Origin of the sequence: Bacillus sp. 22190 (assembly GCF_052045575.1) — a bacterium.
GTDB lineage: Bacteria > Bacillota > Bacilli > Bacillales > Bacillaceae > Bacillus > Bacillus altitudinis.
The window spans coordinates 1-17,287 of sequence record NZ_JBQEPF010000018.1 but is presented as its reverse complement, the minus strand read 5'-3'; the positions used below and the strand labels follow the sequence as shown (position 1 = coordinate 17,287).

Here is a 17,287-nt window from a genome sequence, read left to right as displayed (position 1 = left end):
CCTTTGCTATATTACCACTTCTATACACTCATTTCAAGCTCTTTTAAATTACAATTTATCGATCTGTGTGAACTCAAGTTCCACAGGAGTTTCTCTACCAAACATATTAACGAATACTTTGACTTTGCTTTTATCATAATCAATCTCTTCGATAGAGCCTGTGAAGTTAGCAAATGGTCCATCGATGACCTTGACTGTTTCTTTTAGTTCAAAGTCGATTTCTGTCTTGCGCTCTTCAAGTCCCATTCTCTTCAGAATGGTTTCCGCTTCGCCAGGTAATAACGCTGTCGGCTTAGAGCCTGATCCAGCTGATCCAACGAATCCTGTCACACCTGGTGTATTACGAACAACATACCAAGAATCGTCAGTCATGACGATTTCTACTAGCACATATCCAGGGAATACTTTCTTTTTCACTACTTTTTTCTTACCATTTTTAATGTCCGTTTCTTCTTCTTCTGGTACAACAACGCGGAAAATTTTATCCTGCATGCCCATTGATTCAACACGCTTTTCCAAGTTCGCTTTCACTTTGTTCTCATAGCCAGAGTACGTATGCACAACATACCAATTCTTTTCCATTTTCGTTCAGGACTATTTAGTCCTTCCCTCCCCACATTTCGTAATGTCTATTTGACGAATCTCGAGTACCGGTAAATATTTTCAAGCAATTGAAAAAACCCGTAAAACGGGTTTTTTGGCAAGTCATATTATGATCTATTATAGCACGTTCAGCAGACCATTATTCAAGTATTAATGAATTAATTCGATTAATTGTGAGATTCCTATATCAAGAAAAGAGAAAAAGATGGCAAAAAATACGACTGTTAAAATAACAGTGATCGTGTAGCGGACCATTTCGTTTTTCTTTGGCCAGCTGACCTTTTTCATTTCTTTCCCGACACTTTTTAAGAAACTGATAATACGCATGTAAAAGACCTCCACAGATTAAAGAACGCAAATCCTACTTCGTTTCTAAATGTGTTTTATGTGAATTACAAGTCTTGCAATATTTCTTAACTTCTAATCTTTCAGCTGCTGAAGCAACACTTTTCATTGTCGTATAATTGCGGCTTCCGCAGTCTTTACAGGCTAGAGTAATCTTTTTCCTCATATTTACACCTATTTTCTCGACATCATTTCCTTAGTACCTTATCACAGTGTCGAAAAAGCTGTCAATATAGGTTTGATTAGAGACTGATCTCGCGCAGCTCTAAATATTTCTCTAATTTTCTCTTTACTCTTTGGAGTGCGTTATCAATTGATTTCACATGACGGTTTAAATCTTCAGAAATCTCCTGATAGGACCTGCCATCAAGATAAAGCACAAGTACCTTTCTTTCCAGCTCGCTTAGTAATTCACCCATTTTCATTTCAATATCATCAAATTCTTCTTTGCTAATGATTAAATCTTCTGGGTTAAGCGCTTTAGCACCGGAAATGACGTCCAATAATGTTCTGTCCGATTCTTCATCGTATATCGGCTTGTCTAATGATACATAGGAATTTAACGGGATATGTTTTTGGCGAGTAGCTGTTTTAATTGCGGTGATAATTTGGCGGGTAATACATAATTCTGCAAAAGCCTTAAATGAAGTAAGCTTGTCCTCTCTGAAATCGCGGATAGACTTATAAAGTCCGATCATCCCCTCTTGGACAATGTCTTCTCGATCCGCTCCAATCAAGAAATAAGATCTTGCTTTCGCACGTACAAAATTGCGGTATTTCGTTATTAAATAATCTAGCGCATCACTATCTCCGACATGAACCCTTTCAATGACTTGTTCATCTTCCAACTGGCAAAATTGCTCTCTGATGGACTTACCCTTGCTGTTGTTTAGATTCACTTCGATCCCCCCGACCGCACCTAGATAGAAATATTATACAATAATGGTTGAAATATCGTCAAGCTATTCCAAGTTTCCCCGCCGCCATTTTTCAAACGTTTTCAATACATCTTCTGACAATTCAATTTTGGATGCTGGTTTATCAGAAGTAATCTTTTTGACACGTGTTTCAATCTTTCGTTCAATCACTTCTATCTCTCTTAAGAGCTCTCGTGCTGACTTACGAAGTGCACCCTGTCCAAAAATCGCCCATTGTTCTGTATAATCAGAGGTCGCCACATGAATTTGCGTCCGAATGTTATTCAAGTCTTGTGCCAGTTTTTCAATCCGCTCATCAGCCGTTTCATTTTCTCTTGTAAAGATGACCTCTACTCGGTGGTTTGTCCGCTTCTTTTCGATTCCTTTGACCATATGGGCATCGAATACGACAATGACTCGATACCCTGTATATGCTTGATATTCTGCTAAATGTTGAATCAGCACGTCTCTGGCTTCTTCAAAGCTGTTTTCTTTTAAGTGTTGCAAACGAGGCCATGCACCTATCATGTTGTATCCATCGACTAAGAGGATGTCCATCTCTATTCTCCTAACGGATAACGTTTTCGATACACTTCATACATCAATAGACTAGCGGCAACTGATGCATTTAATGAAGTGACCTTCCCGGCCATTGGCAATTTAATCAAGAAATCACATTTTTCCTTAATCAATCGGCCAATTCCTTTTCCTTCACTGCCAATGACAAGAGCGAGAGGCATCGTGCCGTCAAATTGTCTGTAGTCCTGCTTCGCAGATGCATCTGTTCCTGCGACCCAGATTCCTCTTTCTTTCATTTCATCAAGAGCTCTGGAAAGATTGGTTACTTTTGCGACCGGAATATGTTCAATGGCTCCAGTAGATGCTTTCGCAACAGTTGTCGTCAAGCCTACCGCTCGTCGTTTTGGAATGACGATTCCATGTGCACCAACAGCATCGGCCGTACGCATGATCGACCCTAAATTGTGCGGATCTTCAATTTCATCTAAGATGATGAAAAATGGTTGTTCATTCCGCTTTTCAGCAATTTGATACAGATCGTCCAATTCTGCATATTCATATGCTGCTACTTGTGCAACGATTCCCTGGTGCTGACCTGTTACCATCTGATCAAGCTTTTTCCTCGGAACATACTGAATGGTGATATTTTGCTTTTTCGCGAGTTCAATGACCTGCTGGGCTTGTCCTTTTACAGTGTTTTCTGCCATCCAGAGCTTGTATAACTCCCGATCTGACTTCAGTGTTTCAATCACTGCATTTTTCCCAATCACATAATCATGTTGCTGACTCATTTGTCTTCCTCCCTGACGTTCCGATTTCAATCGCCTGACTAATCAATTCTTCTAAGCGTTCGTCCTGCTTCTCAATAAATAAATAACCCATGAGCGCTTCAAACGCTGTACTATAACGATACGTTTGAACGTCTGTGTTTTTAGGCACTGTGCCTGATTTTGCATTTCTTCCTCTTTTCAGCACCGCTTCTTCCGCTTCTGTGAAAAAGCCCTTCTGCTGAAGCTCAAATAAAATAGCGGCCTGAGATTTAGCTGAAACGATCTTACTTGCACGTTTATGAAGCTCATTTGGTTTGGTCGCCCCCGTTTGGAGGAGGTGATGCCTCACGTATACTTCAAAAATGGCATCACCCATATAAGCAAGTGCAAGTCCGTTCAACTGTTTTCCGTCTTTCAGCTTTTCAAAATTCAACATGACCTATTCTCCTCTTTTCCAGCGCGTACCTTGAGGAGTGTCCTCCAATACAATATTCATGCTCTTTAACTGGTCACGAATTTGATCAGACAATGCGAAGTCACGATTCCTTCTAGCTTCATTCCGCTTCTCAATTAATGCTTCTACCTCTTCGTCAAGCGTGTGCTTTTCTTCTAGGGAGAAGCCGAGGACGGATGTGATTTCTTGGAACAAGCCAATAAATGCCTTGATCACTTCCTCAGAAGTATGATCATTTTCCATATAGTAATTCGCTTGTTTCGCTAGTTCAAATAAAACAGAGATGGCATTTGCCGTATTGAAGTCATCATTCATTTCAGAAATAAATGTCGCTCGCTGCTCTTCAATCTTTGTCAACCATTCAGTGTTATCCTCTGTTAAATTGGTACTGCTCTCAAGGCGATGATGTAGATTTGAATAAGATGTTTTGAGTCTGTTAAATGCACTCTTTGTACTTTCCAATAAGTCAATGGAGTAATTGATTGGATGACGATAGTGAACTGACAGCATAAAGAAACGAAGCACATCTGGATCTTGTTCTTTAATAATGTCATGTACAAGCACAAAGTTCCCAAGTGATTTTGACATTTTTTCATTCTCAATATTAATATACCCGTTATGCATCCAATACTTCGCAAAAGGTTTTCCTGTCAAAGCCTCAGATTGAGCGATCTCATTCTCGTGGTGAGGGAACGTTAAATCCTGTCCGCCAGCATGAATGTCAATCGTATCGCCTAAATATTTTTTGACCATCGCAGAGCACTCGATGTGCCAGCCTGGCCGCCCTTCGCCCCACGGGCTATCCCAAGAAATCTCCTGATCCTTTGCGGCCTTCCATAATGCAAAGTCGAGTGCATCCCTTTTCTTTTCACCTACACGAATACGGGCACCTGTCTTTAATTCATCAATCGATTGGTGAGACAGTTTTCCGTAGCCTTCAAATGAGCGTGTGCTGTAATACACGTCACCATCTGCTTCATAGGCGTAGCCTTTTTCAATCAATGTGGCGATAAACGCAATGATATCATCCATATTTTCTGTCACTCGTGGGTGAAGGTCTGCTTTTTTGCAGCCTAATGCACTGACGTCCTCAAAGTATGCTTGGATAAATCGATCAGCAATCGTTGGGACATCCTCGCCTAATTCATTTGCTGCTTTGATGAGTTTATCATCCACATCAGTAAAGTTGGATACGAAATTCACATCATAGCCGCTATATTCTAAATACTTACGTACCGTGTCATATACAATGGCCGGTCTTGCATTCCCGATATGAATGTAGTTATACACGGTTGGTCCGCATACATACATTTTCACCTTTCCTGGTTCAAGCGGGACAAACTCTTCCTTCTTACGTGTCAATGTATTATAAATATTGATTGTCATGATTGTTCTTCCTTTCTGCTCAATGAAGCCAGCTCACGTTTTAGCTTTTCCATTTCTCGCTCCAATTCTTTGAAACGATCAGAAACGGGATCTGGCAAATCTTGATGATTGAGATCACGATTGATTTTCTTTCCATTTTGAACGACCACTCGCCCAGGTATACCTACAACAGTAGAATGGTCTGGTACGTCTTTTAACACAACAGACCCCGCACCAATCTTGGACCCTTTTCCTACGGTAATAGAACCGAGCACCTTAGCACCAGTCGCAATCAGCGCATCGTCCAAAATAGTTGGATGCCGCTTTCCCTTTTCTTTCCCTGTTCCCCCTAATGTCACGCCTTGGAAAACAGTGACGTTATCGCCAATTTCACATGTTTCCCCAATCACGACGCCCATGCCGTGATCAATAAAGAACCGCCGGCCGATGGTTGCTGCTGGATGAATCTCAACCCCTGTGAAAAACCGGCTGACCTGAGAAATGATCCGCGCAAGAAAATACAGTTTACGCTTGTAAAATGCATGCGCAACACGATGAGCCCAAATCGCATGAAGCCCTGAATAGGTTAGCACTACTTCAAGATAGCTTCTAGCAGCAGGATCTTGATCAAACACAGTATCAATATCTTCTTTCAGCATTTTGAAAAACACATGCTCCCCCCGTTCTTCCCCATCAATCTCTCTTAGGACTTGCTCTCTTTTTTGGACAAATAAAAAACGCCTCTGCCATATGACAGAGACGTTTTGAAAACGCGGTTCCACTCTGTTTAGAAAGCCCTCATTTCGCAGCCTTCTCAACTTCATCCCATAACGGAGGGTACCGCCCTTGCATACTAACATACGTGTTCCTCAAGGGTCTTGAGGGTGCATTTCCAACGTCTGCCCATAAGTCTCTTTCAGCCGGTGAAGACTCTTTCTGTGATGGACGATAACATTGTACTTCTCCCTCGCAACGATTTTCCTTATATTTGTTTAATGCGGTTTAATACCGTCTCTTTACCTAGTAGTTCAATACTTTGCGGAAGCTCTGGGCCATGCGTTTGTCCAGTGACAGCCACACGAATTGGCATGAATAGTTTCTTACCTTTATGCCCTGTTTCTTTTTGTACCGCTTTAATGGCAGCTTTGATTTCATCAGGTGTGAAAGACTCAAGACGTTCAAGCTGACCTGCAAACGAAGCCATCACTTCTGGTACTTGCTCTTCTGCAAGAACTTCCTTTGCCTCTTGATTATACTCAATTTGTTCCTTAAAGAACAACTCTGTTAACTCAACAATTTCTGCTCCGTAGCTCAATTGCTCGTGGTATAGAGAAATGAGTTTGCGCACCCACGTGTTTTCTTCTTCTGTCAGCTGCTCGCTTACCTTGCCTGCCTTTTGAAGATGTGGAAGTGTAAGTGCCACAACTTGATCAAGATCAAGTGCTTTTACGTATTGGTTATTCACCCATTTTAGTTTATGCATATCGAAGAGAGCTGGTGACTTAGAAAGTCGATTGACATCGAAAATATCGATGAACTGCTCTTTTGTAAATAGTTCCTCTTCGCCAACTGGAGACCACCCAAGTAGTGCAATGAAGTTAAACAAAGCTTCTGGTAAATAGCCCAAGTTCTTATACTGTTCGATGAACTGGATAATTGATTCATCACGTTTGCTTAATTTCTTGCGGTTCTCGTTTACAATCAGCGTCATATGTCCGAACAGCGGAACATCCCAGCCAAATGCATTGAAGACCATAATTTGTTTAGGTGTATTCGAGATGTGATCCTCACCACGAAGAATGTGAGTCATTTTCATCAAATGATCATCCACCGCTACAGCGAAGTTATACGTTGGTGTACCATCTTTCTTCACAATAACAAAGTCACCGATGCCGTCTGTTTCAAATGAAATCTCGCCTTTGACCATATCGTCAAATTTGATGATTTCTCCTTTAGGCACTCGGAAGCGGATGCTTGGCTCTCTTCCTTCAGCAATCAGCTTGTCCTCTTCTTCTTTTGATAAATGACTGCATTTACCAGAGTATCGAGGCATTTCACTGCGGGCAATTTGTGCTTCACGCTCTTCTTCTAGTTCTTCAGCCGTACAATAGCACTTATACGCCAAGTCTTTCTCTAGCAGCTCGTCATAATATTTTTTGTAAATATCATTACGCTCTGATTGTCTGTAAGGACCGTAGCCCCCATCTTTATCAATGCTCTCGTCCCAATCAATCCCGAGCCACTGCAAATGGCGAAGCTGGCTTTCTTCTCCGCCTTCTACATTACGCTTTTGATCCGTATCCTCGATTCGAATAATAAATTTGCCGCCTTGGCTGCGTGCGAACAAATAGTTGAAAAGAGCCGTTCTAGCATTCCCAATATGTAAATGACCAGTTGGACTCGGTGCATAACGAACACGCACTTCATTTCCCATGAGTTTAACTTCCTTTCATCTGCATCATGTTGTCTGACACCAATTTTTTATAAACGTATTTTATCATCAAAACCCATTCTCATCAAAACGGATTTTACTTTTTCTGAAGAAGTACGGTTGCTTGAGAGGCAATTCCTTCGCCTCTTCCTGTAAATCCAAGTTTCTCTGTCGTTGTTGCTTTGACATTCACCTGTGTGACATCTGCCTCAAGGGCTTCTGCGATTTTCTCACACATTGGCTGAATGTATGGTGCCATCTTTGGTTTTTGCGCCATGATCGTGCAATCGATATTCACCAGTGTATAGCCTTTTTCTTTTACAAGCGCCCACACGTGCTGAAGTAATTTAAAAGAGTCTGCATCTTTAAACTCCGGATCCGTGTCTGGGAAATGTCTGCCGATATCTCCTTCTGCAATCGCACCTAGGCAGGCATCCGCCACAGTATGAAGCAGTACATCCGCATCTGAATGCCCAAGTAGACCCTTTTCATAAGGGATCGTCACACCGCCAATAATAAGAGGTCTTCCCTCTGTTAATTGATGTACATCAAAACCTTGTCCTATTCTAAACATGTTCTAGTACCCTCTTTCCGCATCCATAATTGCCTTGGCAACCAATAAATCATCCGGTGTTGTCAGTTTAATATTGGTATAGTCTCCTTGGACAATATACACACTCTCACCGTGTAATTGTTCCACAAGACTGGCGTCATCTGTTCCAAGAAAGCCTGTCCGCTCCGCATGTTCATGCGCTTCTTTTAAAATAGAATGACGAAAAGCTTGTGGGGTCTGGACTGCCCACAAGCTCTGACGTTCAATGGTTTGTTCCACTTTGCCTTCTTGAACGCGTTTGATTGTGTCTTTCACTGGTACCGCTACGACTGCGGAGCCTTTTTCAATCGCTGCTTTAACGAGCAAGTCAATCTGTGTATGCTTAATAAAAGGCCTTGCGCCATCATGAACAAGCACGATGTCCGCATCTTGCACAGCCTTCAATCCTTCGTATACACTTTGCTGCCGTTCTTCACCGCCAGTGACAAGTGAAACAGGCGTTTGAAAAGCGTGTACCTTCAGTAGCCTTTCAAAGTCACGACGCTCTTCTTCATTGATCGCTAAGATCATGCGTCTGCATTGTGAATGAGCGTCAAACACCTTCAGTGTGTGGATGATGACCGGCATTCTTTTCAATTCAATAAAAAGTTTATTGCGGCCGGCCTTCATTCGCTTCCCCTGCCCCGCAGCCGGAATAACTACTTCATAATACATGTTCGTTCTCCCTTTAGAGCGCCTTCTCCAGAAGTTTTGGCTTCGCAAAAATCATTCTTCCAGCAGCAGTTTGCAGCACACTCGTGACGAGCACATCAATGTCTTTTCCAATATAATTGCGTCCTTCTTCGACCACAATCATCGTACCGTCATCTAAGTAAGCAACACCTTGGTTATGCTCTTTCCCATCTTTGATGACCTGTACCTTCATTTCTTCCCCAGGCAGTACAACCGGTTTGACTGCATTGGCTAGATCATTGATGTTTAACACTGCTACTTTTTGAAGTTCGCATACTTTATTTAAATTAAAATCATTTGTCACAACAACACCTGAAGTTAACTTAGCGAGTTTCACAAGCTTGCTGTCAACCTCTTGAATATCTTCAAAGTCACCTTCGTAAATTTCAACTTTAATATCCAGTTCTTTTTGGATACGATTTAAAATATCAAGACCTCTTCGGCCTCTATTTCTCTTTAATACATCAGAAGAGTCTGCAATATGTTGTAATTCCTCGAGTACAAATTGAGGAATGACCATCACACCTTCTAGGAATCCAGTTTGACAAATATCTGCGATTCTTCCATCAATGATAACACTTGTGTCTAAAATTTTCAGCTTTTTATCTTCTATTTCAGGTTCATCATCAGCTGCTCCTTTTTTCTTTGTGACCTTTGCAGATCGGGAGAACAGCCCCATCATTTCATCCTTCTTCTTAAACCCTACCTGAAATCCAAGGTATCCTAAAAAGAAAGCCAGGAAAATCGGAATAATGGTACCAAAAATATGATATGGGATATTGTTTAGCGGGATCACGTTTACAATAAGATATGCTAGAATAAGTCCAAATACTAAACCGAAACTTCCAGATATAAGATCAGGAAGAGGCGCCTTCAATAGAGAATCCTCGATCCATTTCACCCAATTAACCACATAGCCTGTGCACCATTTACCAATGATAAAGAACACAGCGGCTCCTATTAGTGCTGAAGAGTAAGCATTTGTTATGAAAGGTATGTCCTTCACATTTAACAGCAGAAATAACTCTGGAATGATAAAAATCCCTACAACTGCACCGAAAATGATAAAAAACGCCTGAACGATTCTTTTTAACATACCTTCACCTCCTTTATTTTTCATCTGTCAATCCACCTTCATCTGACATTGATATATGCTTAAGTTTCCTATCATCATGAACAGAAAACAAAACCATCATTAATATACCCATATTCATCCATTTTTAACCGTATTTAAGAAAAATTTCTCTTTTTATAGCTGACGGTCGATATAATGTTTTTCTTGCAGTCTTTTTAATCCTTTTTTTATCTTTTTCGCTCTTACTTCTCCAATTCCTTCTACTTCATCCAAATCTTGTACATCTGCTTCCATAATTCGATCTAGCACACCAAATGCTTCGACCACGTTTTCAACGATTGGCATAGGCAGTCTAGGGATTTTATGAAGTAATCTGTATCCTCTAGTGTACACATATTCGTCAATATTTGTAGATGCTGGATAGCCGAGTAACTTGTACAAAATAGAGTCATCTAAAAGTTCAAAGCTCGACATATCTTGGAGCTGTTTCAGCAGCACATATGGATCTTTGATCTTTTCTTTCACGTAATCTTTAATAAATAAAGCCGCTTCCTGCTCCATATCTGTAATCAGCTCATTGACTTGCAGACGGATCAAGTGTCCTTCTGTCCCAAGCTCTTTGATATACATATTGATTTCATTTTTGATTCTAAGTACCATTTCATAACGATGCAGCACGGATAATACATCACCAAAGGTCACAAGCTCTTCAAATTCTAAGGCGCTTAACGCAGAAATGGCGTGATCTAAAATGGTTTTATATTTCTCAAGTGTTTGTATCGCTTGGTTAGCCTTCGTCAAAATAAAACCAATATCTTTCAGCGTATATCGTCGATTCCCTTGGTATAAGGTAATGACATTCCGACGTTCAGAAATGGCAATGATTAAGCAGCCTGTCTGCTTTGCTACACGTTCAGCCGTTCGGTGTCTCATGCCTGTTTCTGATGAATGAATGGTTGCATCCGGCATGAGCTGTGTATTCGCATACAAGATTTTTTGACCAGAGTCACTTAAAATAATCGCCCCATCCATCTTCGCCAATTCATATAAATGTGCTGGGGAGAAAGCAGAATTAATATGAAATCCTCCATCTACCACACTTTTCACTTTATCGTTATAACCAACAACAATGAGCCCTCCAGTATTGGCTCTTAGGACGTTTTCAATCCCTGCCCGCAGGGGTGTCCCCGGTGCCACAAACTGGACAATATCTAAGAGATCGACTTCTCTCGCTCCTTTTTTCTCTTTTTCCATTTCTATGATCCCCCTAGTGAAATACGAAGTGCCTCTGCTACATTTTCTACACCGACTAATTCAATCCCTCTCGGTTTTTTCCATCCATCTATATTCGCCTGAGGAATAAACATTCGTTTAAATCCTAGTTTAGCAGCTTCCTGCACACGCTGTTCAATTCTTGATACTCTTCTGACTTCTCCCGTCAGACCCACTTCTCCTATAAAGCAATCTGCTTGATGCGGCGCTGCATCTTTAAAGCTTGATGCAATGCTGACGGCAATAGCCAAATCAATCGCTGGTTCGTCAAGTTTCACACCACCTGCGACCTTTAAATAGGCATCTTGGTTTTGCAGCAGCAGCCCTACCCGTTTTTCTAAAACGGCCATAAGCAATGACACTCGGTTATGATCAAGGCCAGTAGCCATTCTCCGTGGATTCCCAAAGCTCGTCGGTGAAATAAGTGCTTGTATCTCCACTAGAACAGGTCTTGTTCCTTCCATTGAGGCAACAACACACGATCCAGATACACCTGCTGACCGCTCTTCTAAGAAGATTTCTGATGGGTTTAATACCTCTGTGAGCCCTTCCTCCCTCATTTCAAAAATCCCTAATTCATTCGTTGAACCAAAACGGTTTTTCACTGCCCGTAAAATACGAAACGTATGATGGCGCTCCCCTTCAAAATAAAGAACTGTATCCACCATATGCTCTAAAAGGCGCGGCCCAGCAATCGAGCCTTCCTTCGTCACATGACCAACAATAAAAATAGGAATACCATTCGTCTTGGCAATTTTCATCAGCTGCGCAGTGCATTCCCTCACCTGAGAAACAGATCCAGGAGCTGACGTGATATCGCTTTGATAAACGGTTTGAATTGAATCGACCACAACAAAAGCGGGTTTCATCTCTTGTATAGCAGACGTTATATACTCCATATCGGTTTCAGCCAAAACATGTAAAGAGGCACTTTCAATACCGAGACGGTCCGCCCTAAGCTTCGTTTGTTTGATTGATTCCTCACCAGATATGTATAACACATTCTGATTTTGATCTGATAGCTGTGCTGAAACTTGTAATAATAGTGTTGACTTCCCAATCCCAGGATCACCGCCAATAAGAACGAGTGAACCTTTGACAATTCCACTTCCTAATACTCGGTTAAATTCTTCTAAATTCGTTTTAATTCGGGGTTCTTCGGATGTTTCAATTGCAGATATAGGTGAAGGTTTTTGAATGGTTTGAACAGAATGATTAAACGCACTTCGACGATTTGCCGGCTCTTTACGAACGACCTCTTCTGTCATACTGTTCCAAGTGCCGCAGCCGGGACATTTCCCCATCCATTTGGCTGACTCATAACCGCACGATTGGCATATAAATTTTGATTTTGACTTAGCCATAGATTGAAGAATACAACTCCTTATACTGGTCAGAAAATAAGTAAAGGGAGGCATCCAACTTACTGGTATGCCTCACACTTTTTTCTTACTATATTAGTTCGTAGCAGCCGTTGCTTTTACGACAATTTCTCCATCTTCTACATCTAATACGATATGTTGGCCCTTTTCAATATTGCCTTTCAGCAATTCCTCAGAAAGTCGATCCTCGACGTGCTTTTGAATCGCTCTTCTTAACGGACGAGCACCATACTCAAGATCTACGCCTTCGTCGGCAATCTTGGCTTTTGCTGCTTCCGTCAATTCAATTGAAAGGTCCTGCTCTTTTAGTCGTTTTGTCAATTGATCAGACATGAGAGACACAATCTCTTTTAGATGTTTCTTTTCGAGTGAGTGGAAGACAATGATTTCATCAATACGGTTGATGAACTCCGGTCTAAACGCACGTTTCAGCTCACCCATTACTTTGCCTTTCATATCTTTGTAATTTTGACTTTCATCCTGCACGTTAAAGCCAACATATTTATTGCGCTTCAGCTCACTAGCTCCAACGTTTGAAGTCATAATCAAAATCGTATTTCTAAAGTCAACAGTACGACCTTTAGAATCAGTGAGACGACCATCTTCTAACACTTGAAGTAAGATGTTAAACACATCAGGGTGCGCCTTTTCAATCTCATCTAGAAGCACGACAGAATACGGCTTTCTTCTCACCTTTTCAGTCAGCTGACCGCCCTCATCATAACCCACATAGCCTGGAGGTGATCCAACAAGTCTTGAAGTCGAGTGTTTTTCCATGTACTCAGACATATCAATACGAATCATCGCTTCTTCATCACCGAAGATAGACTCGGCGAGTGCTCTTGCAAGCTCAGTCTTACCAACACCTGTTGGCCCTAAGAAAATAAAGGAGCCAATCGGACGTTTCGGATCTTTTAGTCCAGCACGGGCACGTCTTACAGCTTTTGCAACAGCAACAACTGCTTCATCCTGTCCAATGACGCGAGAGTGGAGCAATTGTTCCATGTTCAGGAGCTTATCTGTTTCTGTTTGAGCAATTTTTGAAACAGGTACTCCCGTCCAGCTAGAAACAACCATTGCGATATCATCAACAGAAACCTCTGAATTCTCTTGTCCCTGCTTTTCTTTCCAAGATTTCTTCGTCACTTCTACCTTTTCACGCAAACGTTGCTCCGTATCACGAAGAGAAGCGGCTTTTTCAAATTCTTGACTTTGAACAGCTGCATCCTTTTCCTTGCGTACTTCATCCAGCTTTTGCTCAAGTTCCTTTAGATTAGGCGGTGTTGTGAAAGAACGTAAGCGAACTTTTGAACCCGCCTCATCAATTAAGTCGATCGCCTTATCTGGAAGGAAACGATCGGAGATATAACGATCAGAAAGTTTTACGGCCGCCTCAATGGCTTCATCTGTAATAGACACACGGTGATGTGCTTCATAACGGTCTCTAAGCCCTCTTAAAATTTGAATACTTTCATCAACAGATGGCTGGTCCACTTGAATTGGCTGGAATCGACGTTCAAGTGCAGCATCTTTTTCAATATATTTACGGTACTCATCTAACGTTGTTGCCCCGATACATTGAAGCTCACCACGTGCTAAAGATGGTTTTAGAATATTAGAGGCATCAATCGCACCCTCTGCTCCTCCTGCACCAATCAGTGTATGAAGCTCATCAATGAAGAGAATGATATTTCCAGCCTGACGGATTTCGTCCATGACTTTTTTCAAACGATCCTCGAATTCACCACGATATTTCGTTCCCGCTACAACGGTTCCCATATCAAGTGTCATGACTCGTTTATCACGCAGAATTTCAGGCACTTCGTTGTGAATAATTTGCTGTGCGAGGCCTTCTGCGATCGCTGTTTTACCAACACCAGGCTCCCCAATCAGCACAGGGTTATTCTTTGTTCTTCTACTTAGGACCTCAATGACACGCTGAATTTCTTTGCTACGGCCAATCACAGGGTCCAAACTGTCCTCTTTCGCAATAGCCGTTAAGTCTCTTGCCAAGCTATCTAAAGTTGGTGTATTGGCATTGCTATTAGATCCTGCCGCAGATGCACCCGTTTCATTGCTGCCTAGAAGCTGCAATACTTGCTGGCGTGCTTTATTTAAGCTCACTCCGAGGTTATTTAAGACACGGGCAGCTACACCCTCTCCCTCACGAATAAGACCTAAAAGAATATGTTCTGTCCCTACATAGGAATGACCAAGCTTTCTCGCTTCATCCATAGAAAGCTCCGTAACCTTCTTCGCTCTAGGTGTGTAATGAGGAATAGCTTGAGACACCTCTTGCCCTCTTCCAATCAAGCTCTCGACTTCTTTTTGGATTTTATCTGAAACAAGGCCCAGTGCTTCTAATGCTTTTGCGGCGATGCCCTCACCTTCACGTACAAGACCAAGTAAAATATGCTCTGTTCCGATGTTCTTATGGCCTAGGCGAATGGCTTCTTCTTGTGCAAGTGCTAATACCTTTTGAGCTCTTTCAGTGAATCTTCCAAACATCATATCGTTTCATCCTCCTGTCCATTCCTATGCATTTCTAAGCGCAGCCTTTCTCTAATAATTGCTGCTCGTTTTATATCTCTTTCATTTGGTTCCAAGGCTCCTCCTGAATATTGCTGAAGGAAGCCAGGCTGTGTCAAAATCATGAGTTCATTCAGTATATTACTTGAAAGCCCCTTAATGATACCTAAATCAATTCCAAGTCGCACATCTGACAAACACTTAGCCGTTTCCTTAGATTCAATCATGCGGCAATTAGCCAAAATCCCCAAGGAACGGTACACTCTGTCTTCAAGTTCAATTTTAGACGTCTGATATAATGCCTTACGTGCAGATCGCTCTTGTTCAATGAGCTGTGCCGTCACACTATTCAAGTCATCTACAATATCTTCTTCTGATTGACCCAGTGTCATTTGATTTGAAATTTGAAAGATGTTTCCTATTGCTTCGCTACCCTCACCATAAATTCCTCTGACCACAAGACCTAATTGATTAATTGCAGGAATAATGCGATTCATTTGTCTTGTCAGGGCTAATGCTGGTAAGTGCATCATGACTGAAGCCCTAATACCTGTACCTACATTGGTCGGACAGCTCGTTAAGTATCCTCGCTTTTCAGAAAACGCATAATCCACTTGCTCTTCAATCCAGTCATCTATTTGGTTAGCTGCTTTTAGTGCATTAGCCAGCTGAAATCCTGGGAACAAGCATTGAATACGAATATGGTCTTCCTCATTCAGCATGACACTGATTTCTTCATTTTCTGAAAGCAAACAGCCACCAAATCTTGATTCTGCTAAATTGGGGCTAATCAAATGCTTTTCAACAAGTACCCTTTTAGCCAAAGGCTGCGTGTCATTCATTCGAATCAGAACAAAGTTTCCAATGTCCTTCACTTCCTGGCTCGCAAACTTTTGCTCGAATTGCTGAAGAACAGCTTCAGCCTCCTCTTGAGAAAACTGAGTTGGGAAACGAACATGCTCTAGATTGCGTGCCAGCCGAATACGACTGCTTAGAACAATGTCACTTTCTGGTCCTTTCTGTTTCATCCATTGACTTAATGCGTCTTGAATAAAATGCTGGAGCGACATGTCGTTAATCTCCCTCCCTATGCTGAGATTGCTCATGCTCTAATGCACGAATTTGATCTCGAACTTCCGCTGCTTTTTCAAACTCTTCCTGTTCAATCAGCTGCTTCAGTTCTTGCTGCATTAACTCAAGTTTCCGGCGAACATGCAGACTGCCGGCAATCCGTTTAGGGACTTTTCCATTATGGACTGTATTTCCACTATGGACTTTCCTTAAAACAGGATTTAAATACTGATCAAAGGTTCGATAACATTCTGCACAGCCAAAACGGCCTGTTTTCCTGAATTGCTGAAAAGTTAAGCCACACTTAGGACATTGATCCACTTCTCTTGTCTCTTGAAAAATAGATGATCCTTTATTTGCACTTGTGGTAAAGCTAGGATCAATATTCAATAAGCCTGATAATAAGTTGTGAATCGAGAAACCTTGGTTTCCACTCATAGCATATGAATCACTGTTTTCTTTTGCACATTGTTCACATATGTGCATTTCTTGTTTTTCTCCATTTATTACTTTCGTAAAGTGAAAAGTGGCTGGTCTCTCATTGCATTCTTGACAAATCAATCTTTTCACCCGCTTTACTTTAATTTCAAAGCATTTAACATCGCTTTCATCATCCGAGCCCGCAGTTCATCTCGTTCAGGTAAATCAATGTGTAAAACAGAACGGTCCATGACACTAATCATCATCTTTGCTTCTCTTTCAGATAAAATGTTGTTCTCAACAAGGCGCATGATGATATGATCAGATGCAGCCTGTGATAAACGATGATATATTTGGGAAATAATGTTGTTCAATAAATCGACTTCATCATTCATTTTGACTTTAATGATACGGATATAGCCACCGCCGCCACGCTTACTTTCGACGATATAACCTCTTTCGCTCGTAAAGCGTGTATTGATAACATAGTTAATTTGTGAAGGTACGCATTGAAACTTATCTGCAATTTCATTGCGTTTAATTTCTAATATTTCTCGACCATTCTGATCCAAGACTTCCTTCAAATACTGCTCGATGATATCAGAAATATTTTGTGCCACTCCGCCTCCTCCTCCATTGACTTTGACTATATTTGACTTTAATCTTACTATAAATTTTTTCGATCGATTTTTCAAGATAATCGCTCAACTAACAATATTATTTCCACATTTATCTGGTGCCAAACGTCCCAAAAACACAAAAAAGACCAGTTCCGACTGGAACTGATCCTTTGAAAAGCTTGGCGGCGTCCTACTCTCACAGGGGGAAACCCCCAACTACCATCGGCGC

At 41.5% G+C, this 17,287-nt stretch carries 19 protein-coding genes and 1 other annotated feature; all 19 genes read right to left on the bottom strand.

What is annotated here, in order from left to right:
* Positions 1-48: 48 nt before the first annotated feature.
* The 19 genes from nusG to ACTJKA_RS17510 all read right to left on the bottom strand — a co-directional run bounded on the left by nusG (position 49) and on the right by ACTJKA_RS17510 (position 17,058).
* Positions 49-582, bottom strand: a complete 534-nt coding sequence (nusG, locus tag ACTJKA_RS17600; protein ID WP_003217197.1) for a transcription termination/antitermination protein NusG — start codon at positions 580-582, stop codon at positions 49-51.
* A 171-nt stretch (positions 583-753) separates the two neighbouring features.
* A complete protein-coding gene (secE, locus tag ACTJKA_RS17595; protein WP_008345422.1) occupies positions 754-930 on the bottom strand; it encodes a preprotein translocase subunit SecE in 177 nt (58 codons plus the stop codon).
* 34 nt (positions 931-964) lie between these two features.
* Entirely contained in the window at positions 965-1,114 is a 150-nt protein-coding gene (rpmG, locus tag ACTJKA_RS17590) for a 50S ribosomal protein L33 (protein WP_008356502.1), read from the bottom strand.
* Positions 1,115-1,190: 76 nt separating this feature from the next.
* Complete coding sequence (sigH, locus tag ACTJKA_RS17585; RefSeq protein WP_008345424.1) at positions 1,191-1,847, bottom strand: RNA polymerase sporulation sigma factor SigH; 657 nt, start codon at positions 1,845-1,847, stop codon at positions 1,191-1,193.
* A 63-nt stretch (positions 1,848-1,910) separates the two neighbouring features.
* Positions 1,911-2,423 carry a ribosome-dependent mRNA decay endonuclease Rae1/YacP gene (gene rae1 / locus ACTJKA_RS17580; RefSeq protein ID WP_007496285.1) on the bottom strand — a complete coding sequence of 171 codons (513 nt, stop codon included), beginning with the start codon at positions 2,421-2,423 and terminating at the stop codon, positions 1,911-1,913.
* 2 nt (positions 2,424-2,425) lie between these two features.
* Positions 2,426-3,175, bottom strand: a complete 750-nt coding sequence (gene rlmB, locus ACTJKA_RS17575; protein ID WP_017359163.1) for a 23S rRNA (guanosine(2251)-2'-O)-methyltransferase RlmB — start codon at positions 3,173-3,175, stop codon at positions 2,426-2,428.
* Complete coding sequence (locus tag ACTJKA_RS17570) at positions 3,159-3,590, bottom strand: Mini-ribonuclease 3 (protein ID WP_008345428.1); 432 nt, start codon at positions 3,588-3,590, stop codon at positions 3,159-3,161. The genes rlmB and ACTJKA_RS17570 overlap by 17 nt, the downstream gene beginning before the upstream one ends.
* 3 nt (positions 3,591-3,593) lie before the next feature.
* Positions 3,594-4,994: a cysteine--tRNA ligase gene (cysS, locus tag ACTJKA_RS17565; RefSeq protein WP_008345429.1), complete on the bottom strand. Its 1,401-nt coding sequence runs from the start codon at positions 4,992-4,994 to the stop codon at positions 3,594-3,596.
* Positions 4,991-5,644: a serine O-acetyltransferase gene (cysE, locus tag ACTJKA_RS17560; RefSeq protein ID WP_017366453.1), complete on the bottom strand. Its 654-nt coding sequence runs from the start codon at positions 5,642-5,644 to the stop codon at positions 4,991-4,993. Before cysE ends, cysS begins: the two co-directional genes overlap by 4 nt.
* 81 nt (positions 5,645-5,725) lie before the next feature.
* Positions 5,726-5,955: a binding site (T-box leader), on the bottom strand.
* A complete protein-coding gene (gltX, locus tag ACTJKA_RS17555; protein WP_007496275.1) occupies positions 5,956-7,407 on the bottom strand; it encodes a glutamate--tRNA ligase in 1,452 nt (483 codons plus the stop codon). It lies immediately after the preceding feature.
* Between the two features lie 94 nt (positions 7,408-7,501).
* Positions 7,502-7,978 carry a 2-C-methyl-D-erythritol 2,4-cyclodiphosphate synthase gene (gene ispF, locus ACTJKA_RS17550; RefSeq protein WP_007496273.1) on the bottom strand — a complete coding sequence of 159 codons (477 nt, stop codon included), beginning with the start codon at positions 7,976-7,978 and terminating at the stop codon, positions 7,502-7,504.
* 3 nt (positions 7,979-7,981) lie between these two features.
* Positions 7,982-8,671 carry a 2-C-methyl-D-erythritol 4-phosphate cytidylyltransferase gene (gene ispD / locus ACTJKA_RS17545; RefSeq protein ID WP_008345432.1) on the bottom strand — a complete coding sequence of 230 codons (690 nt, stop codon included), beginning with the start codon at positions 8,669-8,671 and terminating at the stop codon, positions 7,982-7,984.
* Between the two features lie 13 nt (positions 8,672-8,684).
* Positions 8,685-9,785 carry a PIN/TRAM domain-containing protein gene (locus ACTJKA_RS17540; RefSeq protein ID WP_003217214.1) on the bottom strand — a complete coding sequence of 367 codons (1,101 nt, stop codon included), beginning with the start codon at positions 9,783-9,785 and terminating at the stop codon, positions 8,685-8,687.
* A gap of 153 nt (positions 9,786-9,938) precedes the next feature.
* Positions 9,939-11,018, bottom strand: coding sequence for a DNA integrity scanning diadenylate cyclase DisA (gene disA / locus ACTJKA_RS17535; RefSeq protein ID WP_007496267.1), 1,080 nt, complete (start codon positions 11,016-11,018; stop codon positions 9,939-9,941).
* A gap of 2 nt (positions 11,019-11,020) precedes the next feature.
* On the bottom strand, positions 11,021-12,400 hold the full coding sequence (radA, locus tag ACTJKA_RS17530; RefSeq protein WP_017359160.1) for a DNA repair protein RadA: 1,380 nt from the start codon (positions 12,398-12,400) through the stop codon (positions 11,021-11,023).
* 93 nt (positions 12,401-12,493) lie between these two features.
* A complete protein-coding gene (gene clpC / locus ACTJKA_RS17525; protein WP_007496263.1) occupies positions 12,494-14,929 on the bottom strand; it encodes an ATP-dependent protease ATP-binding subunit ClpC in 2,436 nt (811 codons plus the stop codon).
* Complete coding sequence (locus ACTJKA_RS17520; RefSeq protein WP_008345444.1) at positions 14,926-16,017, bottom strand: protein arginine kinase; 1,092 nt, start codon at positions 16,015-16,017, stop codon at positions 14,926-14,928. Before ACTJKA_RS17520 ends, clpC begins: the two co-directional genes overlap by 4 nt.
* A gap of 4 nt (positions 16,018-16,021) precedes the next feature.
* Positions 16,022-16,579, bottom strand: a complete 558-nt coding sequence (locus tag ACTJKA_RS17515) for a UvrB/UvrC motif-containing protein (RefSeq protein WP_243824784.1) — start codon at positions 16,577-16,579, stop codon at positions 16,022-16,024.
* A 14-nt stretch (positions 16,580-16,593) separates the two neighbouring features.
* The gene (locus tag ACTJKA_RS17510) at positions 16,594-17,058 is read right to left on the bottom strand and encodes a CtsR family transcriptional regulator (protein WP_003217184.1); all 465 of its coding nucleotides are present in this window, start codon (positions 17,056-17,058) and stop codon (positions 16,594-16,596) included.
* Positions 17,059-17,287: the final 229 nt, after the last annotated feature.

Bases quoted from the DNA above. Each gene is read 5' to 3' on its own strand.
- ACTJKA_RS17570 (WP_008345428.1), bottom strand. From the start codon at position 3,590: ATGTTGAATTTTGAAAAGCTGAAAGACGGAAAACAGTTGAACGGACTT.
- rlmB (WP_017359163.1), bottom strand. From the start codon at position 3,175: ATGAGTCAGCAACATGATTATGTGATTGGGAAAAATGCAGTGATTGAA.
- disA (WP_007496267.1), bottom strand. From the start codon at position 11,018: ATGGAAAAAGAGAAAAAAGGAGCGAGAGAAGTCGATCTCTTAGATATT.
- ACTJKA_RS17540 (WP_003217214.1), bottom strand. From the start codon at position 9,785: ATGTTAAAAAGAATCGTTCAGGCGTTTTTTATCATTTTCGGTGCAGTT.
- nusG (WP_003217197.1), bottom strand. From the start codon at position 582: ATGGAAAAGAATTGGTATGTTGTGCATACGTACTCTGGCTATGAGAAC.
- ACTJKA_RS17520 (WP_008345444.1), bottom strand. From the start codon at position 16,017: ATGTCGCTCCAGCATTTTATTCAAGACGCATTAAGTCAATGGATGAAA.
- gltX (WP_007496275.1), bottom strand. From the start codon at position 7,407: ATGGGAAATGAAGTGCGTGTTCGTTATGCACCGAGTCCAACTGGTCAT.
- clpC (WP_007496263.1), bottom strand. From the start codon at position 14,929: ATGATGTTTGGAAGATTCACTGAAAGAGCTCAAAAGGTATTAGCACTT.
- rae1 (WP_007496285.1), bottom strand. From the start codon at position 2,423: ATGGACATCCTCTTAGTCGATGGATACAACATGATAGGTGCATGGCCT.
- secE (WP_008345422.1), bottom strand. From the start codon at position 930: ATGCGTATTATCAGTTTCTTAAAAAGTGTCGGGAAAGAAATGAAAAAG.
- cysS (WP_008345429.1), bottom strand. From the start codon at position 4,994: ATGACAATCAATATTTATAATACATTGACACGTAAGAAGGAAGAGTTT.
- ispF (WP_007496273.1), bottom strand. From the start codon at position 7,978: ATGTTTAGAATAGGACAAGGTTTTGATGTACATCAATTAACAGAGGGA.
- ispD (WP_008345432.1), bottom strand. From the start codon at position 8,671: ATGTATTATGAAGTAGTTATTCCGGCTGCGGGGCAGGGGAAGCGAATG.
- radA (WP_017359160.1), bottom strand. From the start codon at position 12,400: ATGGCTAAGTCAAAATCAAAATTTATATGCCAATCGTGCGGTTATGAG.
- rpmG (WP_008356502.1), bottom strand. From the start codon at position 1,114: ATGAGGAAAAAGATTACTCTAGCCTGTAAAGACTGCGGAAGCCGCAAT.